21 protein-coding genes and 3 pseudogenes are annotated in these 19,864 nt (G+C 68.5%); 14 read left to right on the top strand and 10 right to left on the bottom strand.

All coding sequences use genetic code 11. From position 1 onward, the window contains the following. Positions 1 to 41: 41 nt before the first annotated feature. Positions 42 to 1,190 carry a DUF3344 domain-containing protein gene (locus tag ABZV31_RS19015; protein WP_355894965.1) on the bottom strand — a complete coding sequence of 383 codons (1,149 nt, stop codon included), beginning with the start codon at positions 1,188 to 1,190 and terminating at the stop codon, positions 42 to 44. A gap of 537 nt (positions 1,191 to 1,727) precedes the next feature. On the opposite strand from ABZV31_RS19015, the gene ABZV31_RS19020 reads away from it, so the two are divergent. The 8 genes and pseudogenes from ABZV31_RS19020 to ABZV31_RS19055 form a co-directional block, all read left to right on the top strand. Further along, positions 1,728 to 1,946: a hypothetical protein gene (locus tag ABZV31_RS19020; RefSeq protein ID WP_355894967.1), complete on the top strand. Its 219-nt coding sequence runs from the start codon at positions 1,728 to 1,730 to the stop codon at positions 1,944 to 1,946. 30 nt (positions 1,947 to 1,976) lie between these two features. Continuing rightward, a complete protein-coding gene (locus tag ABZV31_RS19025; RefSeq protein ID WP_355894969.1) occupies positions 1,977 to 2,360 on the top strand; it encodes a hypothetical protein in 384 nt (127 codons plus the stop codon). A 331-nt stretch (positions 2,361 to 2,691) separates the two neighbouring features. Continuing rightward, complete coding sequence (locus ABZV31_RS19030; protein ID WP_355894972.1) at positions 2,692 to 2,937, top strand: hypothetical protein; 246 nt, start codon at positions 2,692 to 2,694, stop codon at positions 2,935 to 2,937. Between the two features lie 577 nt (positions 2,938 to 3,514). Then, positions 3,515 to 3,781, top strand: a pseudogene (locus ABZV31_RS19035) (hypothetical protein). Between the two features lie 385 nt (positions 3,782 to 4,166). Then, entirely contained in the window at positions 4,167 to 4,451 is a 285-nt protein-coding gene (locus ABZV31_RS19040) for a DUF5949 family protein (RefSeq protein ID WP_355894973.1), read from the top strand. After that, positions 4,448 to 5,053 carry a tyrosinase family oxidase copper chaperone gene (locus tag ABZV31_RS19045; protein ID WP_355894976.1) on the top strand — a complete coding sequence of 202 codons (606 nt, stop codon included), beginning with the start codon at positions 4,448 to 4,450 and terminating at the stop codon, positions 5,051 to 5,053. The genes ABZV31_RS19040 and ABZV31_RS19045 overlap by 4 nt, the downstream gene beginning before the upstream one ends. Next, the gene (locus ABZV31_RS19050; RefSeq protein WP_355894978.1) at positions 5,037 to 5,903 is read left to right on the top strand and encodes a tyrosinase family protein; all 867 of its coding nucleotides are present in this window, start codon (positions 5,037 to 5,039) and stop codon (positions 5,901 to 5,903) included. Before ABZV31_RS19045 ends, ABZV31_RS19050 begins: the two co-directional genes overlap by 17 nt. 147 nt (positions 5,904 to 6,050) lie before the next feature. After that, positions 6,051 to 6,231: pseudogene (locus tag ABZV31_RS19055) on the top strand (IS5/IS1182 family transposase); the annotation flags it as partial. A 713-nt stretch (positions 6,232 to 6,944) separates the two neighbouring features. On the opposite strand, the gene ABZV31_RS19060 reads toward ABZV31_RS19055, so the two are convergent. After that, a complete protein-coding gene (locus tag ABZV31_RS19060; RefSeq protein ID WP_355894980.1) occupies positions 6,945 to 8,075 on the bottom strand; it encodes a hypothetical protein in 1,131 nt (376 codons plus the stop codon). Between the two features lie 68 nt (positions 8,076 to 8,143). On the opposite strand from ABZV31_RS19060, the gene ABZV31_RS19065 reads away from it, so the two are divergent. Both ABZV31_RS19065 and ABZV31_RS19070 read left to right on the top strand, forming a co-directional pair. Next, positions 8,144 to 9,127: a hypothetical protein gene (locus ABZV31_RS19065; RefSeq protein WP_355894983.1), complete on the top strand. Its 984-nt coding sequence runs from the start codon at positions 8,144 to 8,146 to the stop codon at positions 9,125 to 9,127. Beyond that, positions 9,099 to 9,434 carry a helicase-associated domain-containing protein gene (locus ABZV31_RS19070; RefSeq protein ID WP_355894984.1) on the top strand — a complete coding sequence of 112 codons (336 nt, stop codon included), beginning with the start codon at positions 9,099 to 9,101 and terminating at the stop codon, positions 9,432 to 9,434. Before ABZV31_RS19065 ends, ABZV31_RS19070 begins: the two co-directional genes overlap by 29 nt. A gap of 96 nt (positions 9,435 to 9,530) precedes the next feature. On the opposite strand, the gene ABZV31_RS19075 is transcribed toward ABZV31_RS19070, so the two are convergent. Together ABZV31_RS19075 and ABZV31_RS19080 are read right to left on the bottom strand one after the other, a co-directional pair. Further along, positions 9,531 to 10,790 (bottom strand): hypothetical protein, encoded by a 1,260-nt coding sequence (locus ABZV31_RS19075; RefSeq protein WP_355894987.1) that lies wholly within the window; start codon positions 10,788 to 10,790, stop codon positions 9,531 to 9,533. Continuing rightward, positions 10,787 to 11,320, bottom strand: a complete 534-nt coding sequence (locus ABZV31_RS19080) for a hypothetical protein (RefSeq protein WP_355894989.1) — start codon at positions 11,318 to 11,320, stop codon at positions 10,787 to 10,789. Before ABZV31_RS19080 ends, ABZV31_RS19075 begins: the two co-directional genes overlap by 4 nt. A gap of 811 nt (positions 11,321 to 12,131) precedes the next feature. On the opposite strand from ABZV31_RS19080, the gene ABZV31_RS19085 reads away from it, so the two are divergent. Further along, the gene (locus tag ABZV31_RS19085) at positions 12,132 to 12,728 is read left to right on the top strand and encodes a UPF0158 family protein (protein ID WP_355894992.1); all 597 of its coding nucleotides are present in this window, start codon (positions 12,132 to 12,134) and stop codon (positions 12,726 to 12,728) included. A gap of 11 nt (positions 12,729 to 12,739) precedes the next feature. Here the strand turns inward: ABZV31_RS19085 and ABZV31_RS19090 are convergent, their stop codons facing one another. From ABZV31_RS19090 to ABZV31_RS19100, 3 genes are all read right to left on the bottom strand, one after another. Then, complete coding sequence (locus ABZV31_RS19090; protein ID WP_355894995.1) at positions 12,740 to 13,051, bottom strand: calcium-binding protein; 312 nt, start codon at positions 13,049 to 13,051, stop codon at positions 12,740 to 12,742. Between the two features lie 647 nt (positions 13,052 to 13,698). Further along, the gene (locus tag ABZV31_RS19095) at positions 13,699 to 14,187 is read right to left on the bottom strand and encodes a polyketide cyclase (protein WP_355894998.1); all 489 of its coding nucleotides are present in this window, start codon (positions 14,185 to 14,187) and stop codon (positions 13,699 to 13,701) included. Between the two features lie 257 nt (positions 14,188 to 14,444). Beyond that, on the bottom strand, positions 14,445 to 15,203 hold the full coding sequence (locus ABZV31_RS19100) for a GntR family transcriptional regulator (RefSeq protein WP_355895001.1): 759 nt from the start codon (positions 15,201 to 15,203) through the stop codon (positions 14,445 to 14,447). Positions 15,204 to 15,236: 33 nt separating this feature from the next. Here ABZV31_RS19100 and ABZV31_RS19105 point away from each other — a divergent pair. Together ABZV31_RS19105 and ABZV31_RS19110 are read left to right on the top strand one after the other, a co-directional pair. Next, positions 15,237 to 15,720 (top strand): annotated as a pseudogene (locus tag ABZV31_RS19105) (UTRA domain-containing protein); the annotation flags it as partial. Continuing rightward, positions 15,717 to 16,019 (top strand): hypothetical protein, encoded by a 303-nt coding sequence (locus tag ABZV31_RS19110; RefSeq protein WP_355895004.1) that lies wholly within the window; start codon positions 15,717 to 15,719, stop codon positions 16,017 to 16,019. The pseudogene ABZV31_RS19105 and the gene ABZV31_RS19110, both read left to right, overlap by 4 nt. Positions 16,020 to 16,256: 237 nt before the next feature. On the opposite strand, the gene ABZV31_RS19115 is transcribed toward ABZV31_RS19110, so the two are convergent. After that, positions 16,257 to 16,556: a hypothetical protein gene (locus ABZV31_RS19115; protein ID WP_355895007.1), complete on the bottom strand. Its 300-nt coding sequence runs from the start codon at positions 16,554 to 16,556 to the stop codon at positions 16,257 to 16,259. Positions 16,557 to 16,849: 293 nt separating this feature from the next. On the opposite strand from ABZV31_RS19115, the gene ABZV31_RS19120 reads away from it, so the two are divergent. Further along, positions 16,850 to 17,920, top strand: a complete 1,071-nt coding sequence (locus ABZV31_RS19120; RefSeq protein ID WP_355895010.1) for a zinc-dependent alcohol dehydrogenase family protein — start codon at positions 16,850 to 16,852, stop codon at positions 17,918 to 17,920. 233 nt (positions 17,921 to 18,153) lie between these two features. Here the strand turns inward: ABZV31_RS19120 and ABZV31_RS19125 are convergent, their stop codons facing one another. Next, the gene (locus tag ABZV31_RS19125) at positions 18,154 to 18,756 is read right to left on the bottom strand and encodes a helicase-related protein (protein WP_355895012.1); all 603 of its coding nucleotides are present in this window, start codon (positions 18,754 to 18,756) and stop codon (positions 18,154 to 18,156) included. A gap of 98 nt (positions 18,757 to 18,854) precedes the next feature. Next, complete coding sequence (locus ABZV31_RS19130; RefSeq protein WP_355895015.1) at positions 18,855 to 19,517, bottom strand: restriction endonuclease; 663 nt, start codon at positions 19,515 to 19,517, stop codon at positions 18,855 to 18,857. Between the last annotated feature and the right edge of the window lie 347 nt (positions 19,518 to 19,864).

Below are 19,864 nucleotides of genomic sequence, written 5' to 3' on the forward strand. Positions count from 1 at the left end.
TCCTCGCTCACAGTGGTGCTCGATACGGGAGGGAACACGTCTCACTGCTGGGCGTCGACGGCGACGAAGAGCGCGCCGGCCCATGCCGCGTCCTGTTGCGAAACGAACCGGAAGGCCAGCTCGTCGCCGCCCTCCCGCAGACCTGGTCCGAGATCGAACACATCGGAGTCGTAGCCGAGGGTGTTGGCGTACGCCGGTACACGCTCCGGCGGGGCCGCCCCGGGTTCGCTGATCGTGGAGTTCAGGACGTCGTCGCGGGGGTTGGCGGGGTCGGTGAGGGCGGTGACCGCGGTGCGGCGCAGCAGAGGGGTGGTGCGTGTGCGGGTGCTCGTGAGGGTGAAGGTGTCGCCGGTTACGCCGCGGTCGCCGTCGTATGTCACCAAGCCCGCGCGGCCGCCCGCGCCCGCCGGGAAACGCAGCCCGTGCATCTGGATCTCGACCCCCGCGCCGGACTTCAGCGCGTCGAAGCCGTCCCAGAGGGCGAGGTGCCGCAGCGGCTCCGCCGGGTTCTCGTACGCCACCACCAGCGTCCAGCCGCCCCACGCGCCGGCATCAGACCTCCCCATCGCCACGTTGACCTGCGCCACGGTGTACAGACCCGACCCGTTCTCCTGCACCAGCCTCGTGACGTCCGCAGAGGCCTGGTAGGCGTCCGCGCCGTTCGCCACACGGTGGCCGACGACCGTGTCCGCGAGGACCTCCTTGTAGTCCCCGCCGGGTTCGGCGAACAGCACCCGCCCGTTGTCCTCCGGCGGCTTCTGCTCGCCGACCCGCAGGTTGCCGCCCCAGTACAGCCGTGCGTAGCTGACCCGTGAGCCCCCGGGCAGTCGGACCTCCGCGCTGGAGGAGTTGTAGGTGTTCGGGTCCTGGTCGACGTCGATGTAGGTCATGTCGAAGCCGCTGTTCACCCCGGCCCCGCCCGCGCGCGCGTCCGGGCAGGAGTGCGCCGTCGACTGCAGGGGTCCCCGGACCGCCCGTGTCATACGGCAGTTGATGGAGACGTTGGCCGCCCGGACGAAACCGCCGTGCTGGAGTGCGTGGTACCGCTCGACGAACGCGAGACGGTCCGCCTCCGGCGATGGCGGCGCGGCAGGCGCGGCCGCCAGCGCGCCGCAGGGTGCCCAGATTCCGGCCAAGGCGAGGGCGCCTACCGTCGCACGGCGCAGCAATGGGACCAGGGAATGGCGCATGACCGGCGTTGCCCTTTCGGAAAAGGTTGCGTGTCAGGAGGCAGCACGAAGGCGATGTGCGTGATGCAGGGATCCGTAACGAGGTGTGCAACTCTAGTCGCTATCGGAATTAATCGGGCGAAACCGGTCAAGTGTGTCGGATTAGTGAAGTTGTGACTTCCTGGAAATCACTTCATTGGCGGCATACCGGAAGGGGCGCCGCGCGTGGACCCGGCGCCTGGCATCCCGCCCGGATGCCTGTGTTTGCCTGTGCCGCCGCCAGGGCGCGTCCGCCGTGCGTCAACGGTGAGGTCCGCGTGCATCCCTTCGGCCGGCCGCCCTCCTCGTGGGTGCACCACCGGAGGCGGCCGGTTCGCGCTTCCTCGAACGGCGGGTGGGGGCGGCGGTGCCAGGGGCAGCCGGGGCATGTCGTCTCACCGTGCATGACGTCGGCACGTTGGGAAACGGGCGATCACGGACCGCGTTTACCCCCGTTGCAGGCAGCGGTGGCCCCTTCCACGGTGGCCTCACGATCCGAGCCTGTCGAAAGGAACCCCCATGCGTGGTCTGCCCGCACGGCGTATCGCGTCCACGACACTCTGCGCCCCCCTCCTGGTCGGGATCACCGGTCCCGTCGCCATGGCGGCCGACTCGGCCCGGGAGCGCGGTCATGCGGCGGCGTCCCATGCGCCCGTTCCCGGCGCGGACGCGCTCCTCGCGCAGGCCAGGAGTCTCGCCACGTCGGCGGTGCGCTCACCTCGGTCACCGACCTGCTGAAACGCCGTACTCCAGGCCGACAACGGCCAGTTGTCCGCAGGCGACGCCAAGAGGCTCGGCGACGCCGCCAAGGAAACCCTGTCCAAGGTGAACCCGGCGGCCCCCGGGATCATGACAACGCCGACGGCTCCGGTGACGCCCGCCACGTCGCCAGCGCCCGCCAAGCCGGCGACACCTGCGGCTCCCGTCACGCTGCCTGCGCTGGTCGTGTCGGCGAGCACGCTGCCTGCGCCGGTCGTGTCGGCGAGCACGCTGCCTGCGCCGGTCTCGCTCACGAAGAACGCCGACGACTCCAAGGCCACCGCCCTTACGAGTGACGTGCTGGCCGCCCTGGACAAGGCGGTCGACAACCTCCTCCAGGCGGTCACCTCCGGTGACGTCAGCCACGTGACCCGGCGGTCAAGAGCGTGCTGAACGAGGTCGTCAACCTCGTGACCGCCACGTTGCTCGACAGCCGCCTGCCCGCGCCGACCCTGCCCGGCCTGCCCCCGCTGCCGAGTCTGCCGCCGTCGTGAGGCGGGGACTGCGCCCGCCCAGCCGTTGTGCCGGCCTCCGGTGTCGGCACGACGGCTGATCTTTTCCGCTCTTTCTCGTACCGCGCTCCGGCTTTCAGGGACTGTCTTTCAGAGCTCTCATATGAGGACTCGGCAATCTTCTGCTCGCGCGGTTTCCGGAGCGGCCGGGGCTCGTTGAGCGCGGCGTCAGCATTCCCTCCGGCTGCATACGTGCCGAAGAAAGGAACACGATGAAGTCTCTGAAGGCTGCCGCTGTCGTTGCCGGGTCCGTGATCATCGCCGGTGTAGCCGCGCCCGCGTTCGCCCAGACCGCCACCGACCTCAATGGCGCCGTGAAAGCGCTTACCAAGCCGCTGCGGCAGACGGACGCGCTCAACACCAAGAAGAAGGACTCGTTGCTGAACACCGTGAAGGCCCCGACCTCCGCCCTGAACAGCAGCAACCAGATGCTGGGCGGTCTGCCGCTGCAAAACTGAGGATGTCCCGGGTCGCGACGCCCGCCGTTTCCTGAACCGGCGCTTCCGGCGCTTCCGGCGTTTCCCGGTGTTGTTCCGAAGAGGCCGATTCCCGCACCGCGCGGGGTCGGCCTTCGGTGTCGTCCGAGGGCTGAGAACGGTGCGGTGCGTGGTGCTCGAAGGTGCCCGCCGCCCCCATGGCCGACGCACTTGCCGCCCTGCAGAGGCCGAGGCCGTGGGCGATCTGCTCAAGTCGCCTGCTCCGCACCGGCCTGCCGCCCGCCGACCTGCCGGGGCGTGCTGCCTTCCCCGGGGCGGGGAGGTGCGCCTGAGGGGAGGCAGGCCGACGGCCCGGACGTGGTATTGGCCCCCGGGGGGGCGCCAGTACCACGTCTGCTTTCTGCGGCCCGATTCATATGTTTCCCGCGTTCATACGAGGATGAGAAAGGCGGATGGGACACGCCCTTCCTGCGGGTGAGCTTTCGTGTGGGACTCCGGAATCTCCTGTGACGGGGGTTTCCGGGGCACCCGGGGCTCGTTGGACGGGGTGAACCAATTCCCTCTGGTGACTCATGAGTCGCCGAAGAAAGGAAACACGATGAAGTCTCTGAAGGCTGCCGCCATCGTTGCCGGGGCCTTGGTCGTGGCCGGTGCCGCCACGCCCGCCGTCGCCCACGACGGCAAGGCGGTCAAGGCCACCGACCTCACCAAAGTGGTGAAGCAGCTCACTGGGCCCGTCCAGGTGCGGCTGCTGCAGTAGCCCTTGAAGGCGCTCGACACTGAGGGCAAGGGTTCTGCGCCCAGCACCGTCAAGGGTGCGACGGACTCCGTCAACCAGCTCGGCGGACTTCCCCTGCAGAGCTGAGCCGGTGCCTGCGGACGTCCCGGGACCGATTCCATCCTGTGCGGGAGGGGCTTTCACAGCCACCTCCCAGGCTTCGCCGGACCGAAGTCCGAGGCCGAGCAGGTCAGGCAGCGCCTGCCCGGCGTCCAGCGCACCGAACTCACTTGGAGCTGTCCCAGGACAAGACGCTGATCACCCGCGCCCGCACTCGGGCCGCTCTGCGTGTCCCCGGGGGACGTCTCAAAGCCAAAGGGAGGCCACAAAGGGAGACCGCAGTCGGGCTGTGCGGGCTGTCCGACGAGGAGATCGCGGAGAATCCCTCGTTCGTGTGGTCGTGTTGGCGCGGCTGGTCCGCTCGGGTGAGAGAACGCGCGGGTGCGTCAAGGCGCGTCGCTAAGGTGCCGCGGTGACCTCAACCACCAGCGAAACGTGCCCTTTACGAGCCGACGACCTGGGCGTACTCGTCGCCCTGGCCCGGAGCGGCGAACCCCTAGGCGGTGACATGCCCTACCTCCTCGCCCGCTCTCTCGAGGAAGGCCACGGAGGCTCGGAGGCCACCTCGAGCGGCGTGGAGAAGCTGTTGTACGACAACGGACTGCCGGTCGGCGACGCCCTCGTCGCCGGGTCGCGCCTGTCCTGCGTGCCGTGGCCGGGTCGACGGTCGCCGGGGTCGAATCCGGAGGGGCCGTGACCGAATCGGTCAACACCGCGGCGCACTCCGCGAGTTCTGCGGCGCACTCCGCGAGTTCTGCGGCGCACTCCATGAGAGCCGCCGCCGGCGCCCCGGCATTCCCGGCCGACGCCTCGTCACCGTCCGCCGGCGGATGTCCGTCACCCGTCGTCAACCACAGGAAGGCCACGGGGCGGCGACGGGTGCTGCGGGGGCTGCTTGCGTCGGGGGCCGGGGTGGCGCTTGCGCCGGTCGTGTCGGCGTTGGGATCGACCGGGTCGGAGGAGCCGCTGTTCGGTGAGACGTATCGCGGGCGGCGTATCGACGGCATCAGGTACGACGCCGGGCGGTCCGGGGACGACGCCTCCGGCGCGTGGCACGTCACCGTGGACGGGCTGCCACTGCACCTGATGCGCCGCGCGGACGGCAGTTGGATGACCATGATCGACCACTACCAGTCGTATCCGACACCGCTCGCCGCCGCGCGCGCGGCCGTAGACGAACTCGGCCCCACCACGCGGCCGGGCGCGCCGGACGGAAGTGCCGGCCGCATGGACGACAGCGGTATGCCGAGCGGGCGCAGGGGATCCGAGGGAGACCATCTCCATGGTGTACACGCGTAAGGACGTCAGCACGCTCACCCCGTCCGAGAGGCGCCGGTTCGTCAAGGCGCTGCTCGAGGTCAAACGCCGCGGCGAGTACGACGTGTTCGTGCGCATGCATGTCGAGTACTACGTACCCGACGGCGAGACCGGCCTGCGGGCCGCCCACATGGCACCCTCCTTCCTGCCCTGGCACCGCAGGTTCCTGCTGGACCTGGAGCAGGCGCTGCGCCGCGTGGACGAGTCGGTGACCGTGCCGTACTGGGACTGGACGCGCAACCGCACCCAGACGGCCGTACCGTGGACCGAGGACCTGCTCGGCGGCACCGGACGGCGTTCCGACCGGCAGGTCATGACCGGTCCCTTCGCCTACCGCAACGGCATGTGGACCATCAAGGAGGGGGTCACCAACACCGCCTACCTCACGCGCGACCTGGGCCGCTCCCAGGACCCGATCGCACTGCCGACGTCCAAGGATCTGAAGGCGGCCCTCGCCGATCCGGTGTACGACACGGCCCCCTGGAACTCCACGTCCGCCAAAGGCTTCCGCAACAAGGTGGAGGGGTGGGGGCCGGGGCGAGCCCCCGGTTCGTGGCGCAACCACAACAGGGTCCACCGTTGGGTCGGCGGCCACATGGTGGGCGGCGCCTCCGTCAACGACCCCGTCTTCTGGCTGCACCACGCCTTCGTCGACCTCCTCTGGTCCCGCTGGCGGCAGCGGCAGGGGAGCGCCCGCTATCTCCCCGAGAAGCCGCCCGCACCGGGCGACGCGCAGCACGGCCGGGTCGTCGCGCGGCACGAGAGGATGCCGCCGTGGGACGTGACACCGGACGAGTTGGAGGACCACAGCGGGATCTACCGGTACGCATAGCACGCACGAGCCACATACGCGTGGGCCATGTACGCGTGGGCCATGTACGCGTGGGCCGGGCACGCGTGGGCCGGGTACGCACGAGCCACATATGCGTGGGCCGGGCACGCGTGGGCCGGGTACGCCTGGGCCGGGTACGCGTGGCACGTGCGGGCACGGGAGGTGCCGGGCGAGTCGTGGGTGCTGTTCGGGCGGGTCGTGCCGCCCATGGGGGTGAAGCGGCCCAACGGCGGCGGTCGGCGTCGGGCGGGGGATCGCGAGACGTGGGCCGGCCGCGATCGTCTTTTCGTGGGCCACCGCGGGCCGCACGCGGCGGCAGCTGCCGCCGATCCCGAGAAACGTGCCGCGCCGGACCGATTCGGGACGCGGTCGGCCGACGAGTGACGCGGCGCCGGTGACGTGGCGGGGACGTTGCCGTCAAGGACGCAAAACGCCCTGGAGAGGGATGCCCCTTCCGGGGCGTTTCCGCTGGTCGGCAGTGGCGCCCCCGGCAGGAGCCACAAAACATGGCTGGTCGCGGACAGCCCGCTGACCTGCATATTTATGCCACCGTGGGGGTTGAGGGGCGGACACGGTTGGTGCCGCTGCTGCCAGAGTCCGTCTTGACCGCTGCCGAATCGGCGAGCGTGGCGAGCCAGGTTACCGCGCCGGGCTGACGCCTTTCGTGGGTTCAGCTGGGCTCACGGAAAATCGGCACGTCGACGAGATGGTGGGAGGTATGACGATTGAGGAGATCTCCCTGCCGCCTCCTTCTCCAGGGCGAGGCAGATGGGGTCCCCCGCCCTCTGTTCAGGTCCGGTACGTCGTTGTCGATGGGGACGAAGGCGAGGAACCTCGACGGCGCCAACTGAATGTTGTGCGCCACATCCTGAAGTTCCTTGCCGATCAGGAACAGGCCACTGGTCGTCCGGGGGACACCGATGAGTGAGGATGCGGCGACCGCAGGCGCTCATGTCCGATCATCTTCCCGCGTGCACCTTGCTACCTTCGATGGTGGGAGGGAACGGGCTGGTCGGCGGGCGTTCTTCGGAGGCCCGGGTGTCATCGGAGGCCGCGGCGGTCGAGCCTCTGGATGAGGCTGGGACGGCGCTGATGGTGCTCGCGCAGGCGGGCCAGGCGCTGATGGAACTCCGTGTTCTGGTCGGTGTGGGCGTACGCGTCGCGCAGGTCCGCGAGAAGGGTGACGGCTTGGTCGTAGCCGGTGGCCTTCTTGGTGGCGATGTGTGCCTCGATCCGCTGCCAGGCGGATTCGGCCTCGCGGGCCAGGGCAATCAGGCGCTGGGCGCGGGCCGCGGCTCGTTCGTGTTCGGCGCGCTTCCGGCGTTCGGTGCGCAGGGTGTGCGCGGCGTCCAGGAGGTGGGCGGCTGATCGGCGCCCGGCGATTGTGGTGGGGGCGCTGGTGCCGCGCAAGCGGTGCAGGATTTCGGTGCGCAACCTGGGTTCGGGGCCGAGGGCGAGCCGCAGCAGCAGATCGTCCTTCTCCTTCTGCGGCATTGCGGCGATCAGCGGGGCGAGTTCCCTCTTCGTGGGCCTGGTCGGCTTCTTTGGCGCGGCGGGACTGGCCTGGGCCGCGACCGCGAGCAGATCGGCATCCACGCGCAGGAAGTCCGCGAGCGCGCGCTGCGGGGCGGTAAGTTCGTCAAGACCGACCGGGACGGGCGGCTCGGGGCAGGTCTGGTACTCCTCTTCGTCGTCGTCCTCGAGTTCCCAGGCCGCGAGCGCGGAGAGCCAGGCGAGGTAGAGGGAACGCAGGTCGCCGGTGGCGAGTTCGTCGCGTACGCCGATGAGGGCGGCCAGCGAGTCGTCGGCGCCCTCGACCCAGTCGCCGCCCTCGTCCTCGCTGGTCAGGTCGAGCAGGAGGTGGGTGCGGGTGGTCCAGGCCTCGACGTGGTGGCCGAGGCAGTAGGGCTGCACCGTGGTCAGGGCCAGGGTCTGCTTGGGCAGGCGGAGCATCAGCCGGTGGGTGCCCCAGTTGGTGACGTACAGGTGGGCGTCGAAGTAGCGCTCGACCATGTGGCGCGGATTCCCGCGCAGGTCGCCCCAGTTGTAGGTGTTGGTGAAGCTGGTGGCGGTGATCCGGGCCCGGGTGGAGATGGCCCGCAGCTGTTCCTGTTCCTCGCGGCTGAGGGGCTGGTCGAGGGCCTGGAACTCGTAGTACTGGTACTCGCTCACACGGCGGACCCTATCGCCGGCGCTGGTGGGCGCGGACGGGGAGCGGGCAAGGCGGCCGGAGCCGACCGATGCCGTACTCAAGCGCCGTAGAGTGCGCCGATGCGAGCGGCACCGGGGAGGAGCGGGCTGTGGCGGCGGTGTGGATCGAGCGGGCGATGGAGCACGGGGCGAGAGCGGAGCTCGCGGCCGTGCTCCAGCTTGCCGCTGCGGGCAGGCTGCGGTGCAGCGACAAGACGAAGCGCCCCTCCGCGGCCACGATCCGAGCGCTGGGCGAGATCCTCACCGGCGGTGACTTCTACGAGGGCGAGGCGGTCAGGGCCTTCGCCTGGCCGCTGCTGCTTCAAGCCGGCGGTCTCTCGGAACTGTCCGGTGGCCGACTGGAGTTGACCGCGCGGGGCCACAAAGCGCCGGCCGAGCCCGCCCACGAGACGATCCGGCACCTGTGGCGGCGCTGGCTGAGCCACGGGGTGCTGGACGAGTTCAGCCGCATCGAGGCGGTCAAGGGGCAGCGCGCGGCGAACGTCCTCAGTGCGACCGGTCCGCGCCGCAAGGCGGTGGGTGCGGCGCTCGCCGAGTGCTGTCCGCCCGGGGAATGGGTGACGGTGGACGAGCTGTTCAAGGCGATGCGTACCGCGGGCCATGACCCGTACCTGGTCCGCTCCGAGCGGGCGCTGTGGAAGCTGTACCTGGAGGACGCGCAGTACGGCAGCCTCGGCTACGACGGACACCACGACTGGCCGGTGCTGCAGGGCCGCTACACCTTGTGCGTGCTGTTCGAATACGCGGCCACCCTTGGCCTCGTCGACGTCCAGTACATCGACCCGGAGGGGGCCCGGGACGACTTCCGCCACATGTGGGGCGCCGACTGGCTGGAGCGGCTCAGCCGCTACGACGGGCTGCTCGCCATCCGGTTGAACCCGCTCGGGGCGTACGCGACGGGGCGCGCCGACGACTACCGGCCCGGGTCCGGCACCCGCCGCCGGAGCGCGGAGCCCGGTCAGGGTCCTGCCGAACTTCGACGTCGTGGCACTCGACGGCCTGGCCCCCGCTGAGGCGCTGCTGCTCGACGCGTTCGCGACCCGGTCCACCGACCATGTCTGGACGCTGTCCACCGCCTCCCTGCTGAAGGCCCTCCACGCAGGCCGCGGTCTGGAGGAGCTGCGCCGCTTCCTGGTTGAGAACAGCAAAGGAGAGGAACTGCCGCAGATTGTCACGGCTTTGCTGGCCGACGCCGCCTCCCGCACCGAGAAGATACGGGATCTGGGCACGTGCCACCTGCTGGAGTGCGTGGACGAGGCGCAGGCCGTAATAGTTGCGAAGGACCGCAGGGCAGGCGCGCTGTGCTCCCGAATCGGCTAGAAGCACCTCATGGTGGCCCCCGAAGACCTGATGGCCTTCCGCGCCGCGCTGCTGAAACTCGGTTGCGTACTGCCCGCCCGGCCCTGAGCGGGATGTTCATGCCCAGGGTGCGGTCCGCGGGGCGTGGGCACGGGATCGGAGCGCGGAGAGGGCGGCGGCTCGGCCGGTGGGGGTGAGGGAGATGGAACGGCGGCGATCGCGGTACGCCAGGAAGCCGAGGGCCTCGCCGGGACGCAGCCACTGCCACAGGAAATGGCGGGTGTCGTCGGGCCGCGGGGTGCCGCCGTCGGCGAGGGTGAACGCCTCTGCGGCCAGAGTGTGCACGGCACCGGTGAGGTCGTCGAGCGTGAGCTCCCCGTCGAGCAGGGCCGCGGCGGCGGCTTCGGCGAGCTCGGCTCGGACACCGTCGCCGAACCACGCGCGGGCCGCGGTGGCCTGCAGCAGGGCCGGGTCGGCGAGGTGTTGCCGACCGCGGGCGGTCAGGGCGAGCCTGCGGTGCCGCTTGGCGAGCAGCCGCGCCGCGCGGGCCAGTTCGTGCAGTTCGGCGAGGCGGGCGACGTCGTACTCGGTGCGCGGCACCATGCCGGGCAGATACCAGTCGTAGCGTTCGGCGGCCTCGATGACCAGAGCCCGCGGCAGGTAGCCGGCCTGGGTCAGCGTCACCCCGTCACCGACCGACTCCAGCAGCCAGCGCAGGGGTTCGGCCGTGTCGGCGGGCACCTCGGGCGCCACGCTCAGCAGGTCCGTCAGAGCGCCGCGCAGACGGCGCCGGGCGGCGGGCGGGACCTTGGCCCAGGTACGGCGGCGCTCGCTGTGGACGGCGTCCAGCGGGGTACGGCCGTCGTGCGCGGGATGCGGGGTGGTGAGCCAGCGCTCCACGTGCTTGATGCGCGCGGTGGCGTAGCCCCGGGCGCCGGGCACCAGCACACCGTCGTCAAGCGCCTGCTCCAGCAGCCGGGACGCATTGCTGCGGGCGACGGCCTCGTCGATGCCCATCACCGCCCCCCAGGTGAGCAGGGCGGTGTCCGGCGGGGTCACCGGGGAGGCGTCCACCGCCCGCCGGTAGGCGGCCCGCCCCTGATCGGGCGAGTGCTGCCACGCGTCGAGGATCTCGCGGGTAACCTCCGACGTGCAGACGGCCGCGGCTCGGGGGCGGCCGGCGTCATCGAGGAGCTCGGCCAAGGCGGTGAGGATGTGCGGGTATTCGGCGGACTCGGCTGTCCACTTGACCGGCAGCTCGTACCAGCAGAACCGCTCCACGTCCTCCTGGGCGAGCGAGCCGGCCGGGCCGCCGTCCGGCAGCAGCCAGCCGAGCAGCCGGTCCCGCACATCCCCACCATTGCCGGTGCGCGTCATGCGTGTCCTTCCCCGTCGAGTTCCCGGTCGAGTTCTACGGCCTGGTGCCGTACCCAGTCCTGATGAAACCCCGGCCGGTCCGCCGCCTGGATCACGGCACGCGCGGTCGCGGCGTCACCGCGCCGCAGAGCGCAGGAGACCATGGCGTCCAGCGGTTGCCAGTCCTCCGAGCCCAGCACAGCCGCGGTGGCGGTGAACCGGTCCACCGCCCCGGCCGCGACCTGGGCGTAGGCGCGAAGGCCCAGGATCTCACGGGCGCGGAAGTCCCAGCGGGCCGAGGCGTACTCGCTGTGCAGCGCGCAGGCCAGAGTCTCCACCAGGTCCAGATCGCCCCGGACCCCGGCGTGCACGAACAACTCGGCCTCCTGCCGGTACGTCCCGCCGAAATCGCCGACCTCACCGAGGAGTTCAAGGAAGTCCTGCCAGAACACGTCGGTGGGCATCGCCGTCTGCCGCCAGGGGACGGCGGCGTACTCGGTCACCGTTCGGCGCAGCCACTCGCCCAGTGTGCCGCACGAGTCGTCGCACACCCGCAGCGCCCCGCACCCCGCACGTCAACGCGGCCCGCCGGACGGCCAGCAGCCTCGCTGCGTCCCCGCCTGCTTCCCCCACCTGGGCGACGGTGGCTTCGGCCAGAGCCTCTGCCACCGCCATCGTCGCCCCTTGGCCGTTATGCCGATCCAGATCCACAACCCCGGCGAATGCTTCGTACGGACCCTGCGGCGACACCGGGAAGCGCGGCCACGCCCCGGTCAGAGCCCGCTCGGACAGCCGCCGACCCGGAGTCCGGCGCATGGCCGCCGTCTTCGCCCGCCCCTCCAGCGCCTGCTCCCACACCTTGGAACGGGCCCGGGCGACGACCTTCGGATCACGCGCCGCGCCTCCGGCCAGCTCGGCCGCACCGAGCCCGTCCGCCGCAAGACGCTCCCGTAGATCCAGCAGATGACTCCACAACGGTTCCAGATACGCCCCGCGCATGACCCCGCCCGACCGCTCCCGCGTCAGGCGAACATCGAAGGCGTCCCAGTCGCCGCCGCAGTCCACCACGCACGCCACGGCGAACCACACGTCCCAGTACGACCACTCGCCAGACGGTGCCGGATGAGGCCACGGCTCCGGGCCGAACGTCGGCGGCCGGCGCCTGCTTGTGGCCTTGTCCGCTGTGCTCACCAGCGCATTGTCGCACCGGAGACGATGGCGCTCGCAGCGCGCCTCGGCGTAGCCTCGCGGGCATGACCGAGGCATGGAACCGACCACGCGCTGAAGGCGCTCCGCGCCGCCTGCCACACCGCGGACGGCCCGTCCCTGCTCGCCCTGCTGCGTACGCATGACCCCGCCGACGTGCTGCAGCAGTGCGGAGACGCACTCACCGCAGCCCTCTCCCAGGGCGTGCCCGGTTCCCGGGAGGCGGCGATCGCGTGCACGTCCACCCTGCGCGAACGGGGCTGGCCCGGAGACGAGGTCCTCGCCGAACAGCTCGACACGGTGGGCGGCGGTGCCGTCTGCGTGCTGCGGCCGCTGCCGGTCGACTTGGAGGAACTCTCCGGTCTGCTCGAAGGCGACCCGGCCTGGGGCGGTGGCCGCATCGACCTGGTCACCGGCGAGTTCCGGCCCGCCCTCGCGGACACCGAGGAGTCATGGGACGAGGACGAACCGGAAGGCACCGAGCGGTGGCTTCATGTCCCGTGCGCCGGATCGCGCGACGCCTACCGCGACATGGAGGACTTCATCACCACCCTCGACGACCAGGACCTCGCCCGTTTCCTCGGCATCGCGATCCAGGGCCCAGGAGCGTTCCGCCGCTTCAAGGACATGCTGGCCACCTCACCGGCACAGCTGCAGCGGTACTGGCTGTTCGCCGCGGAGCGGCAGTACGGCCGGGCTCGGGCCTGGCTCGGCGATCAGGGCTACCGGCCGGCGCCGCCGGGCCACCACTGACCTGGGTGCCTTCACGGTCCCCGGCGCCGGTAGGCCTCAATCCACTCAGCCCCCTCGGGCGCCGGATCCGGCAACGGAAGGTCGAGAATGCCGATCGCCTGCCGGTGCCTGCCTCGCGTACAGACCGCCACAATCTGGCTGCCGGGCAGCAGGTCCACCTTCACGGTGACCTCGACCCCGAGAACGACTGTCTTGAAGGGGACGGCCAGATGCTCTGCGAGCATCGTGTAGAGGCCCGTGAGCTGCTCCTCGTCGTCGTAGGCGTCCACGGTGGCCTGCTCGACCAGCTCATCGAGTTCCGCGTCGCTCAGCTGCCCGTCCACAGGGAACACGGTACCGGCGGAGCCCGCAGCTCCCTCCCTCGGTCAACCGCCGGCCGCTCCGCCCTGAGCCACGACGGTCGTTCCTTCCGCCCCGAGGGCCAGCGTGCTGCCTGGTAGCGCGTACCGACTCCCGAGCACCAACCGCGGATTGGCGCCGAGAGGGCCGCCGACTGCACGAACTTGTGCTGATCAGGGGCCGACTGCCCGCTCGCGGTGCCTACCGATGGCCGCCGGGCCCCATGGCCCTTGAGCAGGAGACCAGCCATGTTTTGGGTGCCCCCGTAGGGCTCGAACCTGTGGCTGGCCGCTCACATTTCAAGCCATGGATGAGGGGCCGTGACCTGCGATTTCTCCTCAGCCTGGACGCGGTTCCGCCGACTCGGCTCTTCCTCGCTTCCCAAGTGGCGCACAACCACGAACGCCGCTGACGGACAAAACACGGCGCTGACCTGCGACGATGCCAGGCAGAGCTGACCACAGGTTGGCGCCCCCGGCAGGACTCGAACCTGCGGCCAAGCGCTTGGAAGGCGCTTTGCGGGTCGCGTGCCCCACCCCTGCCGACCTGCTTCTCTTCCCATGCTCGGCGTCTCATCGACCGGCCTTCGACACGCATTCGGCAGGCGGCAGAGTCAGGGGCCGCCGGGCGTTCAGGCCTGGGACGTCGGTGCGGCAAGCTCGGCCAGGTGGTGCAGCGAGTTGGTGAGGTGCTCAGGGCCGAACGGCGGGAACTGGATGCCCCGCTCCCGGATGAACTGCGGCACCGCCGACCAGTCGTAGGTGAGCGTGACCTCAGTCTCGGACGGACCGAGCGGCGCAAGGTCGTAACGCCAGATCCAGCCGCCGAACTCCAGGTGACCGTCGTCCTTCTCCTGCCCCGTCAACCAGCCAATGGCGTGCGGCGGGTCGAGCACCTGGACCTTATTGACCGTCTGGTAGTCACCGTTTGGATGGTTGGGGTGATACATGTCCATCCGGAAAATCTGCCCCACCTCGGTCAGCGGCGCACGGTCGACAGATTCCTGAACCCAGCCCGTGCCATCGATCGCTGAATGGGTCGTCGGGTCCGCCAGCACCGCGAACACCCTCGCGGCGGGCACGGCGATAGTCAGGGTGGCGCTCACGTTCTCCTGGTCCACGGTGTGCACGCTCCTTGCCATCTCATCTCGGGCCTCCCACGAGAGGGGGACGTTCCCAACATGCAGACGACGCGGCGAGGCGGAACTCATCGGTCGTGTGGGTGGAACCTGCACCCGTGCCACCAATGGCGGGCTTGTGAGGGTCAAGTTTCGAGGGCCGGGGAGGCAGCCTCACTCATACGCATCCTGCGACACGCCACCGCGATCAGACCCTGACCAGCACTGTCACCCGACACACCCGCTTTTGAAGACACGGCCTACTGACGGTTGATCGGAATCTCGTAGACGATCTCGCAGTGAGCGGCGGGCACCACGATGTCAGCCGTCTCCACGGGCCGCCCTTGATCGCTGTAGTACGTCCGACGAATGTGCGTGACGAGCGCGGTTTTCTGAATGCCCAGGAGCGACGCCTCCTCGGCGGTCGCCTGCCTCGGCTCCGGCTGCTCAACGGCGTGGCTGACGGTGATGCCGATCGCGGCCATGCGATTCACGACTCCCGCCCCGGCGTGCGGCCCTCCCTCGGGGAGGACGACGAGCGTGCCGGCGGTGAGGTCGTACGGCTCCCAGCTCGTCGAGAGTTGCACCGGCCTGCCGTCGGCCAGGAACTCGTACGTCGTCCGGACGCACAGGTCGCCCTCGGCGATACCGAGCCGCGCCGCGATGTCCGCCGGAGCTGGCACCTTGGCCTCGGTCCGGCTCTCCCAGTCCCCTTGCCTGCCCACGGCCTTCATATCCGCCCGGAACGGCGACCCGTCGGGCCGATCGCGCGCGGACGAACGGACCATGCGCACTCGCTGTCGGGGCTCGGCGACGTACGTACCCGAACCGGCGCGGCCCTCAAGCACACCCTGGGAGATCAGCAGCTCCTGAGCCCGGCGGACCACGTTCTCGCCCACCCCGCACTCCTGGCCGATCTGGGCGCGGGACGGCAGACGGTCCCCTGGCTCCCACACGTGCTCCGCGATCCGTCGCCGGAGTTCGTCGGCGATGCGGAGATAGGGCGGCTGCTCAGGCATATGGAAAATCTAGTCCACTAGCCCTAACCTAGTGACCCGTGGACCGCCGCTGAAGCAGCCCTGCGCGTCACCGTTCGCACCACCACGGTTCAGGCACACGGGCATCTGACGACCTTGCTGAAGGTGCCGACGGGCAGCCCTCTCGCCGAGTTCTTCTGCATCAGCCACGAGGGAGAGTCACCGCACGGACTGGCCCGCATCTACATCCCGCGCGACCTGGCACCGGCCGGAGTGCTGGACGACGAATCCTCGTGGCGGGAGACGGCCACGCGATTCGCCGTCCTGAGTTTGCCGCCGGCAGCTGTACGGGAGACGGTATGCGCCCGCCCACCGACACCGGACGAAGCATCGGCCCTCCGGATCGGCTCCGCCGTGGCAGTCCTCGCGATCACACGCGTTGCGACTGACTCCACCGGGCGAGTTGTCGAGGCCGCGCTTCTGGTGTTCCCGGGGGAACGCGGTCGACGCGGTCTTCACCACCCACCACATGACCGATGAGAGGCAGACGCAAGGATGACGGCACCGAACGAACTGCGGCTACTCCCATGGTCGGGGCCGGAGGGTAAGCCCTGCTACCTGAACACCGACGACAAGGGCGGATACATGTCCCGTCTGGCGGACAACATCGAAGCGGTGCAACTGGGAACGGCGGCCGAGCTGCTGGAGCAGGCCTCGGGCACCCTCGACGACCAGGACGTGGGCCCGGAGGACCTGCGACGGTTGGCGGAGGAACTGACCGGGGCTTTGCGGGACGTGCTCCGCGTTGCGACCAGCCGCGGTCACCTCGCAGCGGTGAGCGAGCGTTATCGCCCCTGATGGGGGCGGTTCCCTGCCCGACAGTTCTCGCCCGTCAGGCCCGGTGCTGCTTCCGCAGCACCGGGCCTGACCTGGTTCTGCACCACCCGGCGCAGCATTGAACCCAGGACCTCTTTGTCCCGAAGCAACTTGGGCGGGCAGTGCCTTGGGGCGGTGTGGCTCTCTTCTGCGCTGGTGGTCCGCAGTCGTTCGTGCTGGTTCGCCGCTGTTCGCCAGCGTTGTCACGCAGTTAGACACTCAGTCGGTGCGGCTCTTCCTGTCTTGTATCTCCGAGGCGGACAGCAAGGCGTCCAAAGCCGCTCGAACCTCGGCAATTCGGTGGCGCCACTCCTCGCCTCGCAGGGCCACGGTGTCCCACTCGACCACCGGTTCGATGCCGGTCGTGCAGTAGCCGTAGACCTGGTGGGCCACCACATCGCTGAGGAGCTCGTCGTAGTGGAACGTCCCCTCGAAAGCTGCCCAGCCTACTGCCCGCGTGTGCGCAGACACGCCGAAGTACTGCTCGCGTGTACTCGCGCAGATCGAGCGAGACGTCATCGAAGTCGATGTCATACGACACCAGACGCATCGTCCGCCGCCGGGAATCTTTCCGGGGCCGGGCGTAACGTGAAATGAGAGATTCGAACTCGGCGCGCTTACATGATCGTACTGAGCGGGCCGGCAAAGGCCTAGAGGGGCCCGACGTCGATGACACTCTGCGCACGGGCCGGGGGTTCCATTGAGAAGGGAGGGGCCGGAGCCTGGGCGCCGACGAGGATGCCGGCACCAGCATCGTTTTTGTCCAGAACACCCGCCGAGTTTGTCGGGCGCTGAGAGACGAAAGGTCACTCATGTCTCAATTCATGCGCGCGCTCGTAGCCGGAAAGGTCGGCGAGCCTACCGATGTCCTACGGCTGGAATCCCGGCCTGTTCCCACGCCAAAAGCCGGTCAGGCGTTGATCCGTGTGAAGGCGACTCCGATTCACGCCAGTGATCTGCACGTGCTGCGCGGCCGCTACGGCTTCTCCCCCGAGTTTCCCACTGTTGGGGGTAACATGGAATGCGTGGGCCGTATTGAGGCCCTGGGCCCGGATACCGAGGGACTAAAGATCGGCGAGCGCGTGGTGGCCGCTGCAGTCCCGGCGGTACCCGGGCCCCATGTGGCCGGCACTTGGCAGGAATACCATGTTGCCGATACACGAAGGCTCCTGCCGGTCCCCGACCATCTGAGCGACTCCAGCGCCTGTCAACTCGCCGTCAACCCGTTGACCGCGCTGCTCCTCGTGACTCACGAACTCGACGTACAGCCGGGCGAATGGTTGTTGCAGACGGCCGCGGGCTCCACCGTCGGCCGGCTCGTCATTCAGCTGTCCAGGCATCTGGGTATTCGCACGATCAATGTCGTGCGGCGACGCGATGCCGTTGAGGAGATCAAAGCGCTTGGTGGTGAAGAGGTCATTTGCACTGAGAACGAGGACCTGGTGCAGCGTGTGGCTGAAGTAGCAGGACCGGCCGGCGTGCGCAAGGCCATCGACTGTGTCGCGGGCCCCGTGGCTGCCCAGGTATCCCAGGCATTGGCTCCGGGAGGAGAGGTCGTGGTCTACGGCGCGCTCTCTACCCATCGGCAGACTGACCCGGCAGCGCTGACGATCCCGCTGCAGGCACGCTCGGTTATCTACGAGACCAAAGCAGTCCGTGGCTTCTGGCTGAACCGCTGGTTCGGCACTGCCTCACCTGAGGATGCGCTGCGCGCGCTGTCCCAAGTTCGCAGTCTCGTCGCCGATGAAGTGCTGAGCATCCCCCAAGGCCAGCCGTTCCCGCTCGAACGCTTCACTGAAGCCATCTCGCTCGCCGAAGCACCCGCACATGGCACCAAACCACTCTTCGTCTTCGAAGACGGCCGGGACAAAGACGACAGGTAGGAAGCGGCCCTGCCGGTGCTGGCAGCGGTGCGGCTGCGGCGGGGCAAGGCCGCCAACGCCCGCGGCGCCGCCCAATTCGGGCAGACCGCACCGCTCTGTCAGCCGGACAGGGGCACGAGCGGAAGGCCTCTGAGCGCTGTGTCGGAGGTGTGTCGCGAACACTGCGAGATAACGAGAGAGGGCGGGAGTCAGTGAGACTGACTCCCGCCCTCTTATGTCGGCATCCGCCCTGGTCAGCGTTTGATTTCTGCTGTTCCTAGGCGGTTCACATCTGGAACATCAACGCCCTCATTGAGTATATCCACAGCGGTAAGGATAGGTACGGCACCTTGACGGAATCGCATGAGCCGCATCTGTCTCTCACGCTTGTGAAGCCCAGCGTGTACTGCCTGAGCTCCTTTCCATTGCGGTACTTGACTGAGTGAGTGGGACAGCCGTTCTGCATGTTTCACGGTGCGGCAAAAAACAATTGCTCGCGGTTCTGCAGTCCTGCCCCATACCGCAATCAGCTGTTGCCGCAGAGCTTCATCCCGTTCTGGCAGAAAGAGCCGGGCGTTGAGATCTTTGATGGTGTACCTGTGTTCACTAGCGCCACGGACAAAATCCCAGTCGATATTGTCGGCATACAGTCGGTATTGCACTTCGGCCAGGTAGCCAAGGCGCATGCCGTCCTCAATGCCCAACGTGTAGCTGGGTTCGCCAAATCGTGCGCGGATATCGAAACGATCTCCCCTCCACGGCGTCGCGGTCACGCCGAACTGCGCACTTTCCCGCAAAGTATCTAGGAGGGATGCCAGTTGCCCGTCATCGGCTACATGGTGGGCTTCGTCAACCATAACTAGGTCAGGCTTGTAACCGCCCTTGGCGTATCCCAAAGCGCTACTGATTGTGGCACAGGTGACCCCGCGAAGGTCGTCAGGCCTGCTGTCCCCAGTCAGCAACGGGTTCTCACGCTTTTAGGAACGTGGTGCCAGAGGGAACGCTCAAGCTGCTCCACAAGCTCTTTAGTAGGGGCTACGACTAGGACGCGGGCATCTGGTTTCCGCATGAAAAATCGAGAGATCACCTCACCTCCAACCACTGTTTTACCTAGGCCTGTGGCTAGGATGAGGAGGGATCTACCAGTACCTTCTAGATCCCCTATGACTCCTTCGAATGCAGCTAGCTGGTATGGCCGCAACTCGCGAGCCGGCAGTCGTTGTGATGTATACCCAGCGTAGAGGTCAGAGAGCTCGCTTCCTCCCCAAAGCTCTACTCGGATGCCAGCTGCAGAAAGCTCCTTCTGACGCTTCCTTGCCCAGGGACCGAAATGTGTGTTGGTGACGACTACCGCGTGGTCCGCGTTGTAGTAAGCCTTGGCTCGGATCACCTCATCGAGCGCTGAAGGTGAGGCCAACCCTGTTAGCTTCCATTTAGCCTGGAAAACCCAACGGCGACCGTTGCGCGTAGCAGGGAGGTCACCGCCCTGGTCGTAAGAACCGTCAATGTTGGCGACATCACTGAAACCAAGGTGCAGGGCCAGGCGCTCAAGTTGTCGGGTAAAGCCAGATGGCCCGACACTGCCTAGGAAGCTGGGATCAACGAAGGAGGTACCCATTGGCTACACCTACCGCGCCACTGTGTGGTCAAGCATGTCCAGAGTAAGCCGAGTCAAAGCAAGTTCCAGGCGGCTCTTTGGCCCGGCATCTGAGAGAAATTCTCCGACGGTATCGAGCAACCTCACGACGCGCCCGACCTGCCGGCCTCGGGCTTCCTGATCAGTCCAGTTCGCCCACGTGGTGACGAACACGTTCCCGTCCAGGAAAGCTGCGGGACGAGCGGTAACTAGGTTGGCGATGGCCGTGGCATCTATTGAGTCGGAACAGTTTGGTTTCCTACGCGGTCGTGTAGCGGACGGCTGGGGCGGCGAAGTAGCCGCAGACGATGCGGGGCTGGCGCTGGCGG

Origin of the sequence: Streptomyces sp. NPDC005202, assembly GCF_040608235.1 — a bacterium.
Taxonomy (GTDB): domain Bacteria; phylum Actinomycetota; class Actinomycetes; order Streptomycetales; family Streptomycetaceae; genus Streptomyces.